The sequence below is a fragment of the Flavobacterium sp. 245 genome (assembly GCF_004362055.1).
Lineage (GTDB): Bacteria > Bacteroidota > Bacteroidia > Flavobacteriales > Flavobacteriaceae > Flavobacterium.
This window is the reverse complement of the sequence record NZ_SNXB01000001.1, coordinates 713162-736851: the sequence shown is the minus strand read 5'-3', so window position 1 is coordinate 736851 and position 23690 is coordinate 713162. Positions and strand designations below refer to the sequence as shown.

Below are 23690 nucleotides of genomic sequence, written 5' to 3'. Positions count from 1 at the left end.
CTGATACTATCCAAATTTAATGTTATTGCCAGTTTATTTCAAATTATTGCGGTAAAAACACATAATGTTGCGACTCGCTTTATACTTATGGCTTATTAGCCTTTGAAATGGTTTTGTCTTTTATTAATCGTGAACCGGACTCTGCGTACAAGGACAGTTACTGATAGCCTGCAAGAAATCAAAACCTATGGTTACTACGTGAGTACCTGTATTATAGTTTCCTAAATCGTTGAACATAACTTGGTAAGAATATCCAAAATAAAATCTAGACTTCATAAAACCTGCCATTGGCCCAACAGATAATGGTTTTGGAAACTGGTCGTTTAACATACGATAGGAAACACCAATCCAGTAATAATCTTCGTAACGGTTGTAACGTCTGTATTTGAAGTTAAAATCGGTTGTTGAACGTTTATCGCTGGCAAAATATTGAAAGTAAACAGATGGTTCATATTCAATACGTCTATTTTCTCCGTCGTTAAAAACATATCCTGTGTAAACTTGATAATTAGAAAGCAAGTTTGGCTCTACTCCACGGTATTTATCGACATTTTTCTTTAAAACGTTATTTGCGTTGAAACTCAAATAGAAGTTTTTATTACGATATAAAGCACTAATATCAAAGTTATTATTTGCCGTATAACGATTGTCTGTTACCGATGGATCAAGAATTGGATGCTCAATGGTATTATTGAACTCATCAATATCAATTCTGAAACTGTTGAAGTTATACGAAATACCAAAAGACAAATACTGCTTAGAATAATAATCTAAAATCAAGTGGTGAGCAAAGGAAACCTTAGCTCCGGTTTGTCTTGTATATCCGTTTTTATCATTATAAAGCGAGATACCAACACCTGAACGATCCAAGATTCTAAAATCAGCATATAAAGACTGGTTTTCAGGCGCATCTTTAATTCCGACCCACTGCGTTAAACCGTTCGCTCTAATACGAAAGTTATCTCCAACACCGGCATAGGCAGGTGAAAGCACGAATGGGTTATCAGCTAAATACTGGGTAAACACTGGTAGGTTTAACTCTTGGCTGTAACTTGTTGTTACAGCCATGAGTACTAGGGATAAAATAAACTTTTTCATTGTAATAATTTTTTTAGATAACATCATAGGGGCTATTACTTTGTTATCTGTATAAAGTGAAATGTCCAACAAACTCTCTTGCATCTTTCTCGTCATTTAGTTTAAGAACATACCAGTAATCACCAGAAGGCAATTCTTCTCCATTGTATCTTCCGTCCCATTTTTGACCATAGTGATATTTAGCAATTACACGACCGTATCTGTCGAAGATTGAGAATTCAAGGTTGTTGTAAATATTTGTACAACCAGGACCCCAAGTATCATAAATACCATCTCCGTTAGGTGTAAAGTAATTGTCTAAGCAAACATCAACATAAATCGCTGGCACTGTAATAGTAGCCGTACAGCCGTTTTGATCTCTTACTACCACTACATAATCACCTGATTTGTAGATTTTGTAAGTGTTAGAAGATGTAAACGGTTCTCCGTTGAAACTGTATTCATAAGCTGGAGCTCCACCTGAACCTGTCACTGAAATTACGTTCATTTCAGGTTTACCTGCAGATAAAGCAATTGCTAATGGCTGAACAGCTTTAATTTCGAAGCTTACTGTTGGAACTTCACATCCGTTCGTATGTCTAGCCGTTACGTAGTGGTTACCTGGAGCAACATTTGTAAAGATGTTGCTTGGCTGATAAGCACCCGTTCCGTCAAGTTGATAATCAACATCAACTGGGTTAGTGATACTACTATCAATAGTAATTGTTACTCTGTTAGCAGCTTTATTGTCAACGCAATCATAGTTTATTTCCGCTTTTGGATCAAGAACTACTGGAAGTGGCATGTCGATTTGAACAACATTCATACATCCTGCAGCATCTTTAAAGTAAACCATGTGTGTACCTCCAGTTAATTTAGTGAAATCAAATATTGTCTGACCAGCTGCACCAGCAGTAAATGGTCCTTTTTCAACATCAAGACTTACACTATAAGGAGCAGTACCACCGCTAATTTCAACACTAAATGCACCATCTTTATCACCTACACAAACTTCAGGAATCATAGAGTTTGGAACCTCCGTCGCTTTAAGCAATGCTGGTTGTGTGATAGTGAAAGTGTACACTTCATTACATCCGTTTGCATCGATTGCCGTAACAGTGTATTCACCAACTGCTAAGTTCTCAAATACATTTTTAGTATCGTACTGATCTGAGTCTGGAGAAATAGAGTATTTGTATGCTCCCGTTCCGCCAGTTGCTGTAATCACCATCTTACCATTGCTTTCACCAAAGCACGTCACATTTGTTTGAGCAAAACCAACTGCAAATGGAGCTAGTGGTTCGGTAATTTCAAATGCACGGCTTACTGAACTACAATCACCGCTTTGTACACTTATTCTGTAGAAGCCTACTGGCAAGTCTAAGAATTGACCTGTATTTTGAGCAGCACGTACAACATTTGTTCCTGTTGTACCACTGTACAATGTGTAAACATAATTTCCTAAACCACCTTCTGCCTTAGCAATCAAGATTGCTGTTGCATCACCTTTACATCTCACGATTGCGCTAGATACATCTAGATCAACAGTTAATGGAACTAATGGATTAACCGTTATTCCGTTCGTAGCAAATCCAACACATCCGTTAGCATCAGCAACATAATAGCTGTACTGTCCAGGAGTTACATTGAATGTAACCGAAGTAGTAAATGTTCCTAAAACTGTAGTACCATTTACACTATATGTGTAAGGAGCACGTCCGCCAGTTGCGCTTAATGTAAGCTGTGCTGGTAATGTACATGTTGCTGCTCTAGATTGAAGCAAGCTTCCGGTAACAATAGTTGGCTCACTAATCACGATTTGAGCTGATGTAGCTGAACAGCTGAATCCGTCTGTAACTGTTACTGTGTAAGTTCCTGCACCTAATCCTGTAAATATCGGACTTGGCTGTGGACCTGCAACACTGATTGGATTATCCGAAAGCGTATTTAAAGTGTACAAGTAATTGCTTCCTTGACCTCCTGTTGGAAGTGCCACTGTAATTACTGCGCTCTTATCTCCGTAGCAAGACAACATTGTTGCACTAGCTGTAGCATTAACAACAATTGGAGTTGGATTAACAAGTACAGCAGTTGTAGTTGCTACACATCCTTTTCCATCTTTTACATTTATAGTATAAGTTCCAGCGGTTAAGCCTTTGAATACATTTTCAGATGAATACACTTTGCTTACTGGGCCAACTAATTCATATTCATAATTAGCATCCCATCCGCCAACAGCGGCAACTGAAATTGATCCGTCATTGTTTTCAGCAGCACATGTAATTGGCGTTTGTGATTTAGTAATCGTCAATGCCGATGCTGGCTGTTTAATCGTGAATACTGTTGTTACCGTACATTCTGGGCTATTGACCAATTTAGCTGTAACTGAATATTGACCTGCCAATAATCCAGAAATTCTAACTGGTCCTGCATTTGCAGAATTTCCAGAACTTGGTACTGGACCTGTAATTGAATAGGTAAATGCACCTGCTTCGTTTCCAGGGTTCAATAAAGTATCAACAAATAACAAGTCAACACTTCCGTCTGCTGCTCCGTAACATACTTCTCCATTTACTGGAGTTGCATTGATTACAAAAGTATTAGCATCATTTACATAGTGGAAACCTTTAATTGTACAACCCGTTGCTGGGTTAAATACTGTAATTTGATAGCTTCCAATTGCTAATCCAGTGAATAATCCATTTGGATTTGTTTGATTGTAAACTGTTCCTGTAATACCTGTAAGTGTATAAACTAATGCAGCTGGAGTTCCACCTGTTGTTGCAACAGAAACTTGAATAGTTTGGTTGCTTACACATGTAATTGGAGCAGTCACATTCACATTTACATCATTCATAGTAATGAAAGGTGCAATTACGATTGGAGCTGTAGAAGATCCTACGCAACCATTGCTGTCGAATACTCTTACTGAGTAAGTTCCGCCTGCAAGATCTGTTTCATTGTAAACATTAGAGCTGTTGTTTTGAACAACTGTTCCGTTTTTAGTGAACTCATAAAGAACATAAGGAGTCGTACCACCTGTCACAGAATTAACCGTGATGCTCGCAAAGTTTTTAGTGTTTGTACCTGCTGTACATCCGAAAGGTGTAACAGTTGGAGCATTAACCACAATTGCTGTTGGTTGTAAAATTCTTGTGTCCGCTTGATCATTACATCCTCTTCCGGAAGTTACTCTTACTGTATAATCACCCGGTAGAAGATTATCAAAAATATTCCCTTCTTGAGGTCCTACACTTACAGCAGTTCCACCAATAGTAGTTCCTGTTAAAGTATAAGTATATACAGGGTTATCATTTACGCCTGGAGCATTAGGAGCCAAGTGAACAATGATACGCCCATTTGATTCTCCGTTACAAGTAACATCTGTTTTCTCTAAATTAAAGCCTGTAATAAGAGTCGCTGCTTTCATTTCAACAGTAACAATGTCTTTACAACGTGTAGTCAAATCTTCAACAGTAATTGTATGAATACCTGCTGGCATATTGTTGAATGTTGCAGTAGTTCCGACAATTACAGGAATATATGCTCCTGAAGTATATCTATAATTTCCAGATCCTCCAGTAGCACTAGCAACAATTCTTCCATCAATGAAATCACAGCTTGGCAATTTCTGAACATCTAATTGTAAATCAAGAGCATCGCTAATTACGACAGCACCTGTTACCGTAGTTGTACATCCGTTTGCATCTCTAACAGTGATGTCATAAGACCCAGAAGAATTTACACTGAATGTATTACTTGGTTGGAATCCTCCGCCAATACTGTATTCAAATGGTCCTACTCCTGAAGTTACTGTTACTGTGAAATCGTATGTTCCAGTTGAACTAGGACATTGACTTGCAACATTTGCAGTAATACCACTTGGAAGTGGAGCCGTTGAAATATTTTGTGTTTGTACTAAAGTTGTACATCCGTTGAAATCTTTCACATAAACATCCCATGCCAAATCAGTTCCGTTATTAGTATCAACAACAATTTTGTTATCAGTACTGAACGATGTTGGAGCTGTGGCATTTCTCACAACAGCAGCATAACCATAAGCTGGTGTACCTCCTGCTGCAGTTACTGTGATTGTTGCGTTTTTATTATTACAAGAAATATCTGTAGCAGTCATTGTAAAACTCAATGGCGCAGTTGGCTGATCAACAAGGAAGTTAGAAACATTATCTGTACAACCTGATGTACGATCAGTAACTGTAAACGTATAATTTGTTGCCGATAATCCAGTATAAGTAACAACATCACCTACTTGAGTGAAAGTTCCATTATTTGGAGACAATGCAAATGTATAATCAGCTGGCGCAATAAAATTACTGATTGTAAACGCGATTGAACCCGTTGTACCACCATTACATAATACATTACTCAATAATTGAGCTTCAACACTGATTTCGCTTGCTTTTTTAACTTCAATTGAATTTAAAGTACTACAGCCATTATTATCCGTAACTTTTATTACGTATGTACCTGGCAATAGATTAGCGAAACTACCTGTTGTATTTGACGTTGCTGAAGCCGTTGGTTCAACAATAGCATAGTTATATGGCGTAACTGCAACACCTCCAACAACATTGCTCACTGTTACCGTTGCAACACCGCCTACTGTATTACAGTAAATTGGCGTAGCCGATAAATCAAAACTTGTTGGCGGGTTGTAAGAAGGAACTGCTACAGATCCTGTTACTCTACATCCGTTAAAATCAACTACTACATAATTAATTGTAGATGCTGCGTTAACAACATGAGTTGGAGAAGATCCAAAACTCACACCATTATCAAAACTATAGCTATATGGTGAAGTACCTCCAGCCGCAGTAAGCGTAACTGATGCATCTTTTGCATTATTTGAAACATCACATCCAAATGGTGTTACCGCATTAGTTGCTGTTAAAACAACTGGTGCATTGATATCAATATTTGATGCCGATAATGGCGAACAACCTTTTGCATCTATTACGGTAACTGAATAAGTTCCTACAGCTAATCCAGTGAAAATATTAGAATCGAAATATGTTGTTCCTCCATTAATACTGTATTTGTATGGTGCAACACCATTTGAAGCAGTAATCGTAATACTTCCGTTTGAATCACCTTGACATAATACATCTACTGGTGCAGCTGCAAATGATGGAACAGAAAGAGGAGTAACTACTACTGGAACAGAAACTGTCTCACAAATACCATCATTCACTTTGAAAGTATATGTTCCTGCATCAACTGGGTGGTATGGTGAAGTCACTCCAACATAAGCACCTCCATCTTTAGAAACGTAGAAATTAGGATAAGTACCTGTTCCTTGAGTTGCTAATAATGTGATTGTTGCATCGTTAGTAGTACAGTTCAAATCTTGTGTAAGAGTCGCTTGTATCAATAATTCTTGTCTTAATACATATGTAGCATGTGCTATACAGCCATTACCATCTTTTATATAAAAGTCGTAAGTACCTGGTGCGTTCAATGTAAAGTCAGGACTAGCCTTATAGCCATTTCCAATACTGTACATTGGTGGTGTTGTGATTGATGGATCAGTTGTTCCAGTAATAGTAATTGAAACTGGTCCACCAGTGTAGCAATATACATTTGCATTAGGATCAATTGTTGGCGCTGCATGTTTAGTAAGCGTAACAAGTATTTTATCAGAACAAATTAGGTTTGCGTCTTGAACATATACATCCCAATCATTTGAACCTAAATCATCATAAGCTAAAACAGTACTATTGCTAGTTGTATAGTCTGAAGCTAACGGAGTAACTCCAGTTTTAACAAATGCATATTTATATGCTGGAGTTCCACCTGTTGCCTGAACAGTAACAATAGAACCTAAGTAACAATTTGCAGGAGTTTGAGAAACTAAATCAAGATCTAAAACTGCTGGCTCACCTACCTGAATACTTGCTGTTGCTGTACATCCTGTAACCTCATCTGTGATTACAATATTTTGTGCAACTCCTGCTGTTAATCCAGTAACATTGATAACTGCATTAGTTTGTGCTGTTACTGCAGGTAATCCATTAATTGAATAGCTGTAAGTTCCTGTAAAGTTTGCAACAGTAAACTTAACTGCTCCATCATTACCTCCATTACAAGTAACATTTTTAACCAATGCGCTTGCTACAGTAATTTCTACAGCTGGTTTAACTGTATATTCAGCTCTGAAAGTACATCCTTTGTTATCTGTAACTTCAAATACATAAGGAAGTGCATCAGGCAATAATCCCGTAAATACGCCGCTTGAAGCGCCAGTTACGTTAGTTGAACCAGCTGGCGATATGATAGCATAAGACAATGGCAATTCTCCTCCTGTAACAGTCAATGTAACTGTACTTTCTCTTCTTGCCGCTGGCTCGCAGAATACTAAAGTTCCTGTAGCACTCATTGCTGTCGGTGGCGTAAGAGCTGGAATATTTACACCTGTTAAAGCTGTAATACATCCGTTTGCATCTCTCACGCTTACATTTACCATTCCTGATAATGTAGTGGTAAATGTATTACTGTCGCCGTAAGTCGATCCGCCGTCAAAACTATACTGGTATGTTGGTGTTCCGCCTGAAGTTACGGTTACCGTTACTTCTGCAGCATTCGCAGCATTTCCTGTACCGCAGGTCAATCCTTGTGTCAAAGTTGCTGAGGCAACTAAAACTGCAGGCTCGCCTACTGTTACCGGTATAGTAATTTCACAGTCTTTGGCATCTTTAACCGTAACCACATAGTCCGTTCCAGCTACTAAACCTGTAAACACATTTGAAGTGCTGAAAGCTTTTACGATCGTTGCTCCTTTTTCTAATTGATACTGCAATGGCGTAATTCCTGATGTTGCAGTAACTTCAATGCTTCCATTGTTTCCTCCAATACAAGTTGCATCAATTGCTGCAGCTGTAGCGGCTGGCAATAACGCAGGAGTTACAATTATAGTGTTCGAGAATCCTTCACATCCTTGTGAATCTTCTACTCTGAATTTATATGTTCCAGCTGTATAGACCGCAGGAAGCGCAACATAAGTACCGCTGTTGTTTATTTCAACTTGGTAAATAGGATATGTTCCAGTTCCACCGCCTGGAGTCAATTTGATGTCTGCAGCCAAAGTACAAGTAAGATCCTGTAGAAGCTCTGCCAACAAAGTAACCTGAGGCTTAACTTCAAAACTTACAATATTCGATTCACATCCATTACCATCGACAACACTGAATTTATAAGTACCTGGAGCGGTAACATTATAAGTAGATCCTGTAATATCAGAACCATCTACTCTGTAAACTCCTGTACCGATATTCACAGTCGCTAAAGCGGCTAGATCAATTGTTACTGCAGTGCCTACAAAACATATAGGTGCTGGAGTTCCCATTGTTGGAGGTGCATCCTTAACAACAGGCACCGTGATTGGCGCTGTAATGATACATCCATTTACGTCTTTCACATACACATCCCAATTTGGAGTAGCAGGATCCAAAATTGCAGATGCTGAAGAAGTAAATACTCCTGGAGATCCCGCTCCTGCCACAACAAATGAATACTCATATGGTGCTGTTCCGCCTGTAGCTTCTACAGTAACTTGGGCATCATTATTACAATTTGCATTGATGTTGGTCAAAACTGATAATGCTAATGCTGCCGGCTGTGCAACAATAATCGAAGCTGTAGCCGTACATCCTGTAACTTCATCAATAATCGCAACAGTTTGCGTGCTTGCAGCCGTTATTCCCGTAACTGGGATTGTCAAGCTTGTCTGTCCGGTCACTGCAGCTCCTCCGTTAAGTGAATAGCTGTAGGTGCCTGTAAAGTTTCCTACTGTAAACAATACCTCGCCGTTAGTACCTGGATTACATGTTACATTGCTTACTAATTGTCCTGAAACTGTAATTACTTCAGCTGGTAAAACTTTATATGATTCTTGATAAGTACAACCATTTGCATCTGTTATCTGGAATACATATGGAAGATCATTTGGTGCTAATCCTGTGAATACATTTGAAGGTTGTTTAGCTCTTACAATAGGAGATAAAATTTCAAATTGAGGAGTTCCAACACCATTTTGTACATTAGTTATTGTTACTGTACTTGTTTGTCTAGCCGCTGGATTACAGAAAACTAATGTTCCTGAAATATCCATATCCGTTGGAGCGTCTAAAGCTGGAACAATAACATCCGCTAAATTTACAATACATCCGTGTGCATCTCTAACACTTACTTTTACAGGCCCTGAAGCAGTAGTAGTAAATACATTATTATCTCCATAATTTGCTCCATTATCAAAACTATATTGGAATGGTGGTGTTCCTCCAGATGTAACCGTTACTGTTACTTCTGCATCAATTGCATCATTATCTGGATAACAAAGTAGACCTTTTGTTAAAGCTGCAGATGCAACTAAGTTAACTGGTTCTTCTATTGTTACTGGTACAGTTATTTCACAATTTTTAGCATCTTTAACTCTAACAACATAATTGTTATCTGCTGATAAATCAGTGAATGTATTAACTATGCTAAAAGCTTTTAATATTGTACCGCCCTGCTCTAATTGATATTCAAAAGGAGGAATACCAGATGTTGCTGTAGCTTCAATGCTTCCGTCGGTTCCACCAATACAAGTTACATCAAACGGTGTAGCATTAGCTGCTGGCAACAATGCTGGCGTTACAATTACAGGACTAGAGAATGCTTGACATCCTTGTGAGTCTGCTACTCTGAAAGTATAAGTTCCAGCTGCAGATGGTTCATAAGGCATTGTAATTACACCATAACCTCCTCCGTCAATATCAACATAATAAGAACCATAAGTTCCTGTTCCTCCACCTGGAGTTAAGGTAATCGAAGCATTTGCCGTACAAGTTAAGTCTAGAGCTAAATTAGCCTGTAAAGTTACTTGTGGTTTTACTTCATAATCAATTGTTGCTGTACAGCCTTTACCATCCTTAATATATAAGTGATATGTTCCTGCAGCATTAAATTCAAATTCATTAGATGCTTGATAAGCAACATTATCAGTGCTATATGTTGGTGCTCCAACAATAGTTGGATCTACGGTTCCAGTAATAGTAACCTTAAATGGTGTACCTGTATAACAAATTGGAGCTACAGGATCAATTGTTGGAGCGGCGTATTTGTACACCGTTACTGGCACAAATTTTTCACAACCAAAATCATCTTTTGCATATACATCATATAAAGTTCCAGCAATACTTCCTGCTCTTGTAAATGTATTTCCAGAAACCCAAGCACCACTCACAGGAGAAGCTCCTGAAGCTACAACTTGATAAGTATAAGGTCCTGTTCCATCTTTTGCCTGAGCAGAAATAATGGCTAAATTATTACAGTCTTCTTTAGTTGAAACAGAAGCTGTTAAGCTCATAACTTTTGTAGACTCTTTAATGTTAAAATTAGCAGAAACTACTGAACATCCAGCATTTGGTCCTACATCTTCTTTAACTAAAATATAGTACGAGCCAACTGGAAGCGGACTTACAGTAAATGTAGTAGACGTCGCTCCAGCAGCAATTGTTGCTGTATTAGATGGAAGCGCCGGGATTATAGTCACCAACTTATTTGTTATTGCTTCATAAACCTCGAAACTTGCATCTACTGAAGGACCAGAAGTATAATTATTTTTAATAGCAAAAGTGTATTTACCATCATTTTCTCCCACACAAGAAACGTTATTTGCAACTCCTCCTACAACTTCTAAAAGTGAATTAGTTGGAACAGCATCTTCTGCTTCTTGATAATAATAACAATCTGTACCTTTATCGTACACAATAAAAGTGTATTTCACTCCAGGTGTCAAACCTGTAAAAACTGTCGATAAACTTCCTGACGGTATTTCTCCTTGCCAACCATCTACATTAACTGCTGTAAAGATTTGTGGAGGCGTTGATCCTTTATAAATATTAAAATAAAATGGTCCACTACTTGGGAAAGCAGATCCTATAGAAACTACTGCACTTCCACCTCCAGCACCACAGCTGGCAGATGTAGCAACGCTTATATCCAAATAATCTGGCGGAGCCGCAATTTTTATATTTGATTCTAATATAGAGCAACCATTAGCATCTTCAATCCTAATTTGATACAAACCAAAATCAACTACTTCAACTACATAAGATCCATTTGTATTCAATCTTTGTTTCGAAAAATTATTGATACCTGTTACGTAGTAATTGTATAATCCTGTACCACCTGTAACAGAATTGATAATAATTTTACCTTTCGTAACACCTGCTCCAGTACATTGCAAATCTTCAGTATCAAAATCTAAAACTAGTGGATCTGGTTCCGCAATAGTAATATCTTTACTTACAGGACATCCATTAGCATCTGTTACTGTGATAGTATAATCACCAGCTTTTAAGCCTGAAGTCTGAGTACCATAATCAAATGGTGGAGTCGAAGTTTTATTAAATACATTAATTACAAACGGTGCAACACCTTTTGAAGGATCTACTACTACGTTTAACGAAGCAGAAGCATCTCCATTACAACTAATTCCAGCTCCATTTGCAACCGTAAATTCTGGTTGAGTTGGAATTATAATTGGCACTGCCAACGTCGTTGTTGCAGTACAATTAGTATCTGTGTCTGTTACCGTAAAGATATAATTACCAGCATCACTAGTTGTAAACACATTTCCTGTAAAACTTCCTGTCGCTGGTGTACTTGTGTACGTAAAGTTTCCACTTCCACCACCTACTGTAAGTGTAATTTTAGCTGCTTCATCACCTGAAACGCAGGTAATATTTTTAACCAATTTTGGAGATACTGTCAATTGTGCTAAAACTGTAACCGGAGTTGCAGTAGAAGCAATACATCCATTTGCATCTTTTACATAAATTGTATAATTACCTGCTACATTTACAGGGAATTTATTTGATACTTGATAGTTAGTACCGTTAATACTATATGTAAAAGGAGCTACTCCTGTGGCACTAGCAGTTATTTCGTAAGTACCTGAACCTAAACATTGGTTTGCAGTACTAGCAGTAACAGTTGGAGCATTATCCGTATCAATTACAACATCAAGCCTCACTTGACATCCGTTGCCATCAACAACATATACATCCCAATCTTTGTTAACACTTGGATCTAGATTAGCAGTATTAGAAGTTGTCAATGTACCCATTGCTAATCCATCTTGTACAAATGAATATCTGTAAATTGGAGTTCCTCCAGTAACATTAACTGTTACTTTTGAAGTACCAATTTTACAATTTGCATTTACAGTAACATAATTTGCAGTAAGTCCTAATACTGGTTCGTCAATTGTAAGTGAACCTGTAGCTGTACAACCCGTAGCCTCATCAGTAATAGCAATATTGTAAGTACCAGCCAATTGATTTGTTAAAGGAATTGTAGTTGCAGTTTGTGCTGAAACTATAGTTCCACCATTGATGCTATAGCTGTATGATCCTGTAAATCCTGAAACCGTAAACACTCCAGATCCCGTAGCATCTCCTTTACATTTAACGTTACTAGATACGTCACCTCTTACAGCAATATTTGTTACTGGTTTTATAATAACGTTATACACATCATAACATCCATTAGCATCTGTAACTTTAAAAGTATATGATCCATCTGTTAATCCAGCGAATGAATTACTTGGTTGTTTAGGTAAAATTACTTTAGAAGGCGCAATAGTTTCAAATTCTAAAGTTCCTACTCCTGTTCCGGCAGTAATTACAACAGTTGCAGTACTAGTAAATACTGAACATGTAATTGCGCTTGAATTAACAATAGTAATTTTAGGAGAATTCAATCTATTTAAGATCGTTGAGCCGTTTGCGATACATCCGTTTGCATCTCTTACAGAATAAGTAATGGTTTGGTTTGAAGTTCCATTATCGTTTACTGTCAGTATTCTCGTCGGTCCGTACCCGCCTCCATTGAAGCTGTATTGGTAAGGTGCTGTTCCTGTTGTAGGAACATTGATCTCTACCGAACCTGCAACTTTGGTGTTAGTCGTACTACAAGAAAATGGAGTAGTGATGTCTGAGATCACTAATACTGATGGCTGTGTGATGGTAACAACAACACTTCCTGTACATCCTTTGCTGTCTTTTACATAGAAGGTATGTGCGCCTAAAGCTAATCCTGAGAAAGTAGCCGTTGTTGTATAAGTTCCGGCCAATGCATCACTATATGTATAACCGCCAGAACCTCCATGACCGGCCAATTGTACTGAACCGTTTGATAATCCGTTGCAAGTGATATTAGTTTGAGCCGCAATTGTTACTGTCGGATCTGATATAGCCGAAACTATTGCAGATACTTCGATTTTACAAGCAGGGCTGTTAGAATCCGTAATCTCAAATTTATAGGTACCTGCTGTTGTCGCGTTTGTGAAAACAAACTGCGTTCCCGTTACAGTCTGAACTGCTCCGTAAGTTCCAGTACCTGGATCTACTCTATAGGTATATGTCGATTTTCCTCCTTCAATATCAACTGTAATCTCAGCTTTTGGTGAAGCTGAACAGTCTAATTGTTTGGTAACATTTGCTTTTGCAGCCAACTGAGGATAAATCGTAATTGGTGCTGCAGAAGCTGTACAATTATTGGCATCTTTTACCCAAACTGTATAAGTTCCAGCTGGTACATTGAAAACATTGTTTGTCGAGAATGAGCCATTTGCCCCATTGATTCCATAAAGCAATGTTCCTTTTCCGTCTGCACCAGTAGCTGTAATCGTAAAGTTGCTTCCTGTTCCTGTACATTGATTGTCCAACACAGCTGTAACCGTCGGAACTTTATCTGCCTTGATCTCAACTGTAACAAAATCAGTACAGCCGTTTACATCTTTCACATAAACATCCCAGAACATTTTTGTACCATTAGCAGTATCTACTGTCAATGAAGCTCCTCCGTTGATCACAGTAGGTGCTGTTGCATTTCTTTCAACCACAGCATAAGTGTAGTTTGGCGTTCCGCCAGCTCCAACTGCTGTAATTACTGAAGTAAAGACTTTACAAGTGATGTTAGTCGCAGTTGCTGTAACATCTACATCAAGACTAGGCTCACCAATAGTTATTGATTCGTCCTTGAAACATCCTGTAGTAAGATCTGTAACTCTTACTGTATAAGTACCCGCTGCTACATTAGCCAATACCAATACATTTGCATTAGTTGCTGATTTTGTCAATGTACCTGTTCCTAATGTACCTGCTGTTAATGCAAATGAATAGTTTCCTACTGCTGAAACATTAGAAACTGTATAAGTACCGTTTCCTGTAGATGATCCTTTACATTTGGCATCATTGCCTTTATTTCCAATAACAAGGATAGGTGTTACATCATCAATTTTATATGTTTTTGTATCAAAACATCCATTTGCATCGGTCACTCTAAAAGTATACGTTCCTGGAGTTAATCCGTTAAATACATTGCCTGTTTGTTTTCCTCTGATAATAACAGAAGGTGCAATAGTTTCATATTGTAGTGTTCCAACTCCATTGCTTACTGAAACTGTAACATTTGTAGATGTTGCAGTACAAGTAATAGCATTATTTAAGAAGGTCATATTAGATGGTGGGTTCAATCTTCTTAAGATCGTTGAACCGTTTTCGATACATCCGTTTGCATCCTTAACAGAATACGTAACCGTCTGATCTGAAACACCATTATCGTTTACAGTCAATAATCTAGTTGGTCCGTAACCTCCACCGTTGAAGCTGTATTGGTAAGGCGCCGTTCCGCCAGTTGGAATATTGATCTCTACAGATCCTGCTACCTTTGTATTTGTTATACTACAAGAGAATGGTGTAGTAGTATCTGAAATAACCAAAGGATCTGGCTCTTGGATAGTTACGGTAAGGCTTCCTGTACATCCTTTACTATCTTTTACATAGAATGTATGAGCTCCACCACTTAAACCAGTGAATAATGAAGTTGATACATAAGTAGTTCCATTATCACTATATTGATAATTTTGACCTCCTGTTAATGAACCTCCTGATCCAATCAATTGAACTGAACCATTTGCCGCTCCATTACAAGAAACATTCTTTTGAGATCCAATAGCTAAGCTTGGATTTGTTTTAGGAAGTATTTCAGTAGTCGTTACAAATGTACATCCGTTCGCATCAGTAACTCTTATTAAGAACGTTCCAGCTGTTGCACTTGTATATACATTTGAACCCATTGGAGAATACGAAGTTCCACCATTTGTTGAAACTGCATAAGTATATGCACTTCTTCCTCCGTTTGGAGTAACTGTAATTGTAGCATCTGGACTTGTAGTAGAACAATCTAATTCTTTAACAACAGTAATAGCTGTTAATTGAGGATAAACCATAATAGCAGCCGCAGAAGCTGTACATAAGTTTCCATCTTTTACCCAAACTGTATAAGGAGTAGCTGAAGCAGAAACGTTGAAAACATTATTAGTACCAAAAGCTCCCGTTGGACCATTAATACCATAAGTCAATGTTCCTGTACCACCTGTTCCATTTGCAGTAATTGTAAATGAACTACCAGAACCTGTACATTGATTATCTAAAGTTGCCGTAACTGTCGGAACAGCATCCATTAGAATAGATACATTTACCGTGTCAGGACATCCATTCACATCTTTTATATAAACTGTCCAATTACGATCATTGCCGTTGTTTGTATCAACAGTCATTGTTGCGCTTGTAGTATAAGCTCCTGCCGCTGGCGCTGAAGATCCTTGTTTTACAACTGCGTAAGAATAATTTGGCGTTCCTCCAGATCCTACAGCCGTAATTACAGATGTAAATTTACTACAAGTGATGTTCGCTGCTGTTGCAGTCACATCTACTGCGGCATTTGGTTGTGTTAAAGTAACAGTATAAACAGCTTTACATTTCGTTAATCTGTCAGTAGCAGTGATAGTATAATCACCAGCAACTACTGCAGAAGCCACAGCAATTGTAGTAGTCGAAGCCGCTACGTTATTTGCCTGCTGAATTGTTGTTCCGCCAGCATTTTTAATAACATAGTCATATCCGCTAGTTTTAGCTCCAGTTACTGTAAACTGAATTGTTCCTGTACCACCATTACATTTAATTGTTGTAACTACAGATCCTCCGGCAACAATATCCGAAGTTCCTTTTACATCATAAGAAATGCTGAAAGTACAAAGTGTTTTGCTGTCTGTAGCTTGGAAAGTATATAATCCTGGAGTCAATGATTTAAAGTCCCCAGTTGTGTTACTCGCAGTATTATAACCTGCTGGTCCTGCAGTAATTTTATATGAAATATTTGCTAAAGTACCTGCTTTTACAGCTGTCAAAGTTACATGACCTCCAGGAGGTGTAGTTGAACAATCATAACCGCTATCAACTAAATTGATTCCTGTAATCTGATCAAATGCTCCAATAGTAATACTTAATGGACCGATTTGACAATTATTGCTATCTTTTATATAAGCCGTTACAATAGAACCTGCTGTTGTAGTTGGAAAAGTATTTGTAGTTGTAAAACTTGTTGCATTATTGAAACTATATTGATAGCCAGTTCCTGTTCCGCCAGAAGCTGTTACTGTAACTACAGCAGGAATAGTTCCTGTAGAACTACATGTAATTTCAGTTGCTTTAATAATTCCTTGAACTACCGTTGGCTCTGTTAACCTAATAGAACCTGGCAAAGATTTACATCCTTTGTTATCCATTACTTGGAATGGGTAATCAATTCCTGCTTTTAAACCTGTATATTTTACTGTGGTTGTAAAACCACTATTATTGAAACTATAAGTATAACCACCTGAACCACCTGAACCTGCAAGAATTACCTCTCCATTTGAACCACCATTACAAGTTACTTGAACTGGTGTTGCATTAACAGTAGGATTACTAATAGCATCTACTGTAGTCGAAACTTCTACTTTACAAGAAGTTGGACTATTAGCATCTGAAATTTCAAAATAGTATGTACCAGATCCTGGAGCTGCATAATCAAATGTAGTTCCTGTGACAGGAATACTTGCGCTATAAGTTCCTGATGCTCCAAGTTTGTATTTATATGTAAACGGAGCAGTACCTCCTTCTATATCAACTTTAATAGTTGCTCCTGTTGTATTACAGTCTAAAGTTTTTGTTACTTCAGGTCTAGCTTTTAATTCTGTCGCAACAATAATATTGCTTACAGTAGCTGAACAAGTATTGCTGTCTGTCACCACCACAGTGTGATTTCCTACTCCTACATTCGTAAATGTATTAGTATTTACTGCCGCAGCGCCATCCAAGCTATATGTTAAAGTTCCTGTACCAGTTGCTGTAACAATAATCGTGGCTTTATTTGCATCATAACATAAATCTGAAGTGGTGCTCAAGCTCGCCGTTGGTTGAGTTGGAGCGTTTACCACTATTGCAGGGGAAATTGAAGAAAGACATCCATTAATATCTTTAGCTGCAACCGTGTACGTTCCCGGTGCAGCAACATTTGTGAAAATATTTGAATGAGGAAAAGCATTACCAGCAATTACTGTAACACCATCTGCTGCTCTTAATTCATATGTATAAGTAGGTCCTGTTCCACCTGAAGCAGTCGCTGTAATTGTAGCTCCATTTCCTGTTCCACATTTTGCCTGGGCAGTAACTGTTGCATCAACAGTAACCGCAGTTGGAGCACCAACTGTTTTATTAAATGATTTAGAACAAGTACCTGCTAAGTCACTTTGTACAACAACAGTATAATTTCCAGCAGTCAATTCATCGATAATAACTGGAGATGTTGTAGAACTTTCTAAATTTCCACCATTTACAGAATAATAAAAACTTCCATTAAAGTTTTCAGCTGTAATTGTAATGGTACCTGTATTTCCACCGTTACAATCAACATCTTTAATTACTGGTTCTAAAACTGTAAATGCTTTATCAGTTCCTACTGAAAATTCTATTTCTTTTTCTTGTAAACATGATTTTGGCAATTGATAAACTGAAATATCATCAATTAACAAATCGTTTCCATTGTATTCTAAACTTCCTGAACGAATAACAAATGTTAGGTTGGTATTAGGCCCTGGGTTTAAAGAAATAGTTGGAATCTCGATCCATTTTGTTCTGTTTGGATCATTTTTATCTTCAGCAATTTTTCCAGTATCTACTCGGGCAACTACAACCCCAGCTGGATTTACTAATTCAAATCGCACAATTGGCGCCGCTCCGGCTACACCTGCATTTAATAAATTGGCAACAGCCAAATCAACTTTTACAGGCTGATTCGGAATAACATCAGCAATTGGCTTGCTGTATAAAACACCATAATCTCCAGCTGCTGAACCAATATTTACTAATAAATATCTTCCGTCAGCAACTGTACCATTTGAAGTGTGATCTTTAAATGGATACCAAGCTGTATCACCTCTCCAGAAGAAACTGGCAACAGAATATTGATTATCCTCAACCGATCTTGTAGGATTAGGGCATGTATGGATGTTTACATCTTGATTATTAAAACAATAAGCCGCTGCAATACCCGGGCTTGTTGTAGGGTCGCCGCTTCCAAAATCTTCTTTTAATAAATTACTATACGTCGTAGCGTCTTCTAATTTATATACAATTTTTACTTTGTGATCACCTGACAATACATTATCAAAAACATTATTTGTAATTGGTGTATTTGGTACATTATCTAAATAATACTCATAAGAATAATTTCCATTTGAAGGATTATTAATTGTTACTGTAGTTTTCCCTGTACCATTACAATTATAAACTACATTAAGTGGATCAATTGATGGGTCTGCTGGTTTTGGATCTAATACAACATCATAAGGCAATTTATAAGTACAACCTTCTGCATCTTTAACAATTAGTACATAAGTACCGTGCATCACATCTTCATATGGCAAATCATCAAATGTCAATCCTCCGTCGAAAGAATATTGATATGGAATTTTACCTCCAGTTACGTTAGTAAAACGTAATCTTCCTCCAAGACCTCCTAGTCGGCACCCTGCTAATTCTGAAACACCTCCAGAAGCTGTCAAAGCACCTGCCGGTGGCAAGATGGTAACTACTTGAGCTGGATCTGTACAGCTTTGTCCTGACAGTGTATAACGTACAACAACATTGTAAGCTCCCGATTTTAAATTTAAGAATGTTGGATCTGCGCCAAATGTATTTCCATTGTCTATACTATACTCTAAAGAATAGCCATTTGCATTGGATACATTTACAGTAATTGATCCTCTTTCTCCATAACATTTGATAACAGATGGAACAACTGTATATACAGGCTTTGGATTTGCTGGAACTGTAAATTTGTATGTAGTTTCACAAAGATTTGAATCACGAACTAATATTGTATATTCTTTTGCCGTAGGTGTTGACAGAATAATTGAATTAAGATCTGTATTATCATTTACACCTGAAGGTTGTGCAGTTGTAGAACCGTCTACAAAGAAAGAATAACTTCCGCTACCACCAGATGCTGTAATTCGATACAATCCCTCAGCACAAGTAGTCAGCGACTTTATAACTGAAGATGTAACACTTAATGCTGCGGCTGGATTAGGTATAAGCCTACCTACTGTATAAGTACATTCAATGGACTGATCTGCTTTTTTAGTGAAAACATCTACAGTATATGTTTTTCCAGGAGTTAAATCACTAAATAAATGAGTACGTGGAAGTGGTCCTAGTTCCTGAATTTTGACACCATCTTCATAAAGTATATAGTAGTAATTCGTAAATCCACTTGTAGCACTTACCTGCATACTTCCTTTGTCTCCAAAACAAAGTGGATTTTCATTTGGGTTGTCAATTCCTGCAGTAAAATCATCTTTAGTGATGATAATCTGATTTGTTTTGTAAGCACAAGTTGGGTTTACATTTTTAAGTCTGTAATTCACAACATAGTTACCCTCTTGTGTAATAGTAAAAACGTTATTGTCGTCCCAAGCAGTAGTTGTAGAACTAGAAGCCGGAATCAATACATGTGTTAGGCTAAACTCGTAACCCGTAAGTTTGTCTACTGTAATGCTTCCTGGTGTAGTACATAAAATATTTTTATGTGTTTCGTTTATCGCAACATCACTTTTATATACATTAAAATAATAACGGTTCACACAACCTCCTGACGTGATCGTTACTCTATAATAACCCGCTTCACTAGCTGTAAAAAGAGAACCGTTTGCTCCGGCTGAGATCCAAGTACAACTTGCTCTCTCATCAGCACATAATTCAGATAACTCCGAAAGTGGAGGACGAACACAGCTTGTTTTTTCCCATACCACGGTTGCTAATGGAAGCTCTAAATTAAAAAGTCTTGAATCATTGGCACCGCAAAGGAATATTTTTGGCAATGGTTTTCCATCAATATCACAAGGAGCAATAATACCATTTGAATCTTTATTATCTGCATATTTAATAATTGGATTGGCTTTTACTCCACCTCCATCTGTAACAGTAATAATTTCTTCAAAATCAGGACAACCTGTTTTTGTACTATACACATAGTATGTTCCTGGTCCTGTAATTTTAAGTTTTTGATTTGTTCCTAAAACTGGACTATAACTTGAGCTTGTCGCCCATTTGTAAGTAGTATAGCCACCAGATGCAGAAATTTCCATTTCAGATAAACATATTTCAGCTTTTCTATTTTTACAGGCATCCAATCCAACCAAAAAATTGGTAGATTGAGGTGAAATATTACATCCCGTAATTGAAGCATAACTCTGGTCTTCAAATAAAGTTTCGTTACCACCACCACCTGCTGCAGGATTACCGCGATAGCTTGAAAATGCACTGTTCTTAATTACGTTATTACAAGCATCTGTTAATGTAGCACAATCGTCTACCACATGAACCTTAAAACGAATTTTGTCTTTTGGATCATTTTTCTCAACTAGCGAATTAGGCACTTTGAATGTGATGGTTCTAGTTGCCGCATTATAAGTAACATTATTCGCAATTGTCATTACAGAAGGTAATTCAAAAATATCCCCTGGAAAGTTAAAGTTGGTATTAACCGGTAATTGATCTGTTATTGTAAATTCAGTCGCACTATCATTTCCCTCATTTTTAAAACCTAAAGTATAACGCAATTCCTGACTCAAAGTAACATTTTTATTACTCATGTCATTCTCTCCAGCATCATGAACGGCTTTTGTCAGTACGACCTTTGGCGCAATAACATCTACTGAAAATGCCGTGAAATAATAAATATAAACATCCTGGTTGGTTCCCAGCGTTATATCGGCAGAAGTTTGATTATTTGTAATAACACCCCAATCAGGATCAAGATCAATAACTCCAGCATCAAACCCGAGCGTATTTGAACTCTTTGGGTCTCTAGCTATAAAAGCTGTATTTAAACTGTTTATTGTACTGTTAAAAAAGTTATCATTTCCATTAACTAAAGGTCTTATAGTAGGTGTTATTTTTTTTCCATTAATTGAAAGATAATCTCCTCTATATCCTCTATCTCCTTCAAGTGCTGCAAATGCGAATCGGGCATTAACTGTACCTTTAGCAGGTGTTGTAAACCCAGTGACCTTAGTGGTAAGCGGAGCTTGATTACTTGCAAGTGCTTTGAAACCATTAAAGGTAGAAATTGATTTCGTTGCCAAATTAGCATCTTCATATACAATAAAAAGAGACCATCCCGCTGACAAACCTGTCTCACCATTTGTCTGTTCGACACCCTGTGTCGCAATTACATTAGCAACAGTATATTTACCATCAGGATTTTTAGCATTTAATAAATCTGTAACTACTGCCCAGCAAGCATAAGCTTGCGTTTTATCAGGATTTATTCCATTTGTAGGATTTGGAATGTCATGGATTAAAGTTCCAACAATATCTTGATAGGCACCATTTGGAATTTTAAACTTTACCTTATTAATATCTTTTCTTTTAGCAATCTCTGCCGCCGAATTATCTTTTGTTTTTAAAATACCTGACCAATATAATGCTGCATAGGCTACTTTGTAACATGGATCACCAGGAGCATTACTATTTGGTATAGTTAAAGTAGCACTACTTGAACTGAAGATTGGATCAGAGTTATTAGAAACAGGGTCAACATTGATATAGTACATATCAAAATTACCATTGTAATCAGTACCATTATAATCAGTATTTGGACTTACACTATAAGTACCGTCAGATTTCTTAGTACCTCTGTTAAGAATATTATTCCCAATAGTAAGAATATCTCCTCTAAGTTGTTTGTTATACTCTCTAGTAAAGTCTTTGCTTTGCGCCGCATTTTGAGAAAATACTATATCTGCTTGTAAAAACAACAGAAGCAAAATTGCAATTTTTAGAATAGTAGGTTTTTTCATGGTATTTAATTTTGTGGCCTTTTCTTAATCTCTAAGGGGCATTAGTGATTAAAATTTTGCCGCTTTAAAATATTTATTTTTGTGAGCACCTTAAAAATAAGGTGCTTAATTCTCATTATCTTCTATTAATTCTCCACTTTTACGATGGCCATTTTACCGTTATAAGGCTTGTTCCCTTTCGCTTCTAATGCTTTAGTAGCTTCTTGTAAACCTTCATATTTCTCGTAATAGATGTAATATTTACTTGTTGCTATATTGTAGAAGAAATTAATATCTGTACGTCCTGCGGCAACCGCTTTAGTAAGGAATTCATCTCTCTTTTCAACACTGCTATGAACCGCAACAATCATGTAATAACCACTTTCGGAATTTTTAATATTCTTGATAATCTGCATATTTGACTGGTCTTCACCAAAATCAAAATCACTTGCTGTTAAAGGCGTACTACTTGCTTTAGTAGTTTCCTTAATTCGCTTAAGAGCTGCCAGATCTTGATTATATCTTCCTTGATCATTTTCGTAAGCCGCACGTTTGATTCTACGTTTTTTCTCAATTTCCGTTTCAGCTTTAATACGCTCCAAATTGGCTAATAATGCTGCACTATCTTGTTCCATTTTCAATTGAGCTGCTTTTAGCTGGTTTATCTTTTCAAGATAAGCTTTGTTTAAAGCGTCATTTTTATTCGGAACTTTTTTAAGTCTTTCGTTATACAAATTCGTCAGCTTGGCAATCTCATCTTTTTGAAGTCTGTTTGCTTCAGCAATATTTGTTTTTAAAGCTTCTAACTGACTATTTTCTGCAGCAACACTTTTGAATGGTTTAGGTTCTCTATAGATTCCTTTTTCACTTAAATCATTTTCCTCTCTTAAGTCATTCAAATCTTTTTGTTTGTTAGCAACTGTTGCATTAAACTGAGCAAATAAATCACTTTGATTTTTACTTGACTCTTCTAGAGACTGAGTCAAATTATCAATAGCTTTTGCTGTTTCATCTTTTTGAGACTCTGCTGCTTTTGCTGCTGCATCGGCTGCTAGTTTAGCTTCGGCTGCAAGTCTTGCCGCTAATGCTTCTGCATCAGCTTTCGCTTTTGCATCGGCGGCTAATTTTGCTTGACGAGTTTCTTCTTCAATTCTTGCTTTTTCCTCTGTATCTTGTTTAGCTTTCAACGCTTCTGCGTCAGCTTTCGCTTTTGCATCTGCAGCTAATTTTGCTTGTAGTGCTTCGGCATCCGCTTTTGCTTTTGCATCAGCAGCAAGTTTTATTTTCAACGCCTCTGCATCGGCTTTCGCTTTTGCATCTGCAGCTAATTTTACCTGAAGTGCTTCTTCATCTGCTTTTGCTTTAGCATCTGCTGCTT

At 37.3% G+C, this 23690-nt stretch carries 2 protein-coding genes and 1 pseudogene; all 3 read right to left on the bottom strand.

Annotation, left to right across the window (positions count from 1 at the left end; genetic code table 11):
• Positions 1 to 123: 123 nt before the first annotated feature.
• Entirely contained in the window at positions 124 to 1098 is a 975-nt protein-coding gene (locus tag EV145_RS03050) for a type IX secretion system membrane protein PorP/SprF (RefSeq protein ID WP_243739193.1), read from the bottom strand.
• Positions 1099 to 1141: 43 nt separating this feature from the next.
• Positions 1142 to 22333 (bottom strand): T9SS type B sorting domain-containing protein, encoded by a 21192-nt coding sequence (locus EV145_RS03045; RefSeq protein ID WP_133523746.1) that lies wholly within the window; start codon positions 22331 to 22333, stop codon positions 1142 to 1144.
• Positions 22334 to 22458: 125 nt separating this feature from the next.
• Positions 22459 to 23690, bottom strand: a pseudogene (locus tag EV145_RS22525) (hypothetical protein); the annotation flags it as partial.

What these genes read in the sequence shown, in the direction of transcription:
- EV145_RS03050 (WP_243739193.1), bottom strand. Translation starts at nt 1,098, where the DNA reads ATGAAAAAGTTTATTTTATCCCTAGTACTCATGGCTGTAACAACAAGT.
- EV145_RS03045 (WP_133523746.1), bottom strand. Translation starts at nt 22,333, where the DNA reads ATGAAAAAACCTACTATTCTAAAAATTGCAATTTTGCTTCTGTTGTTT.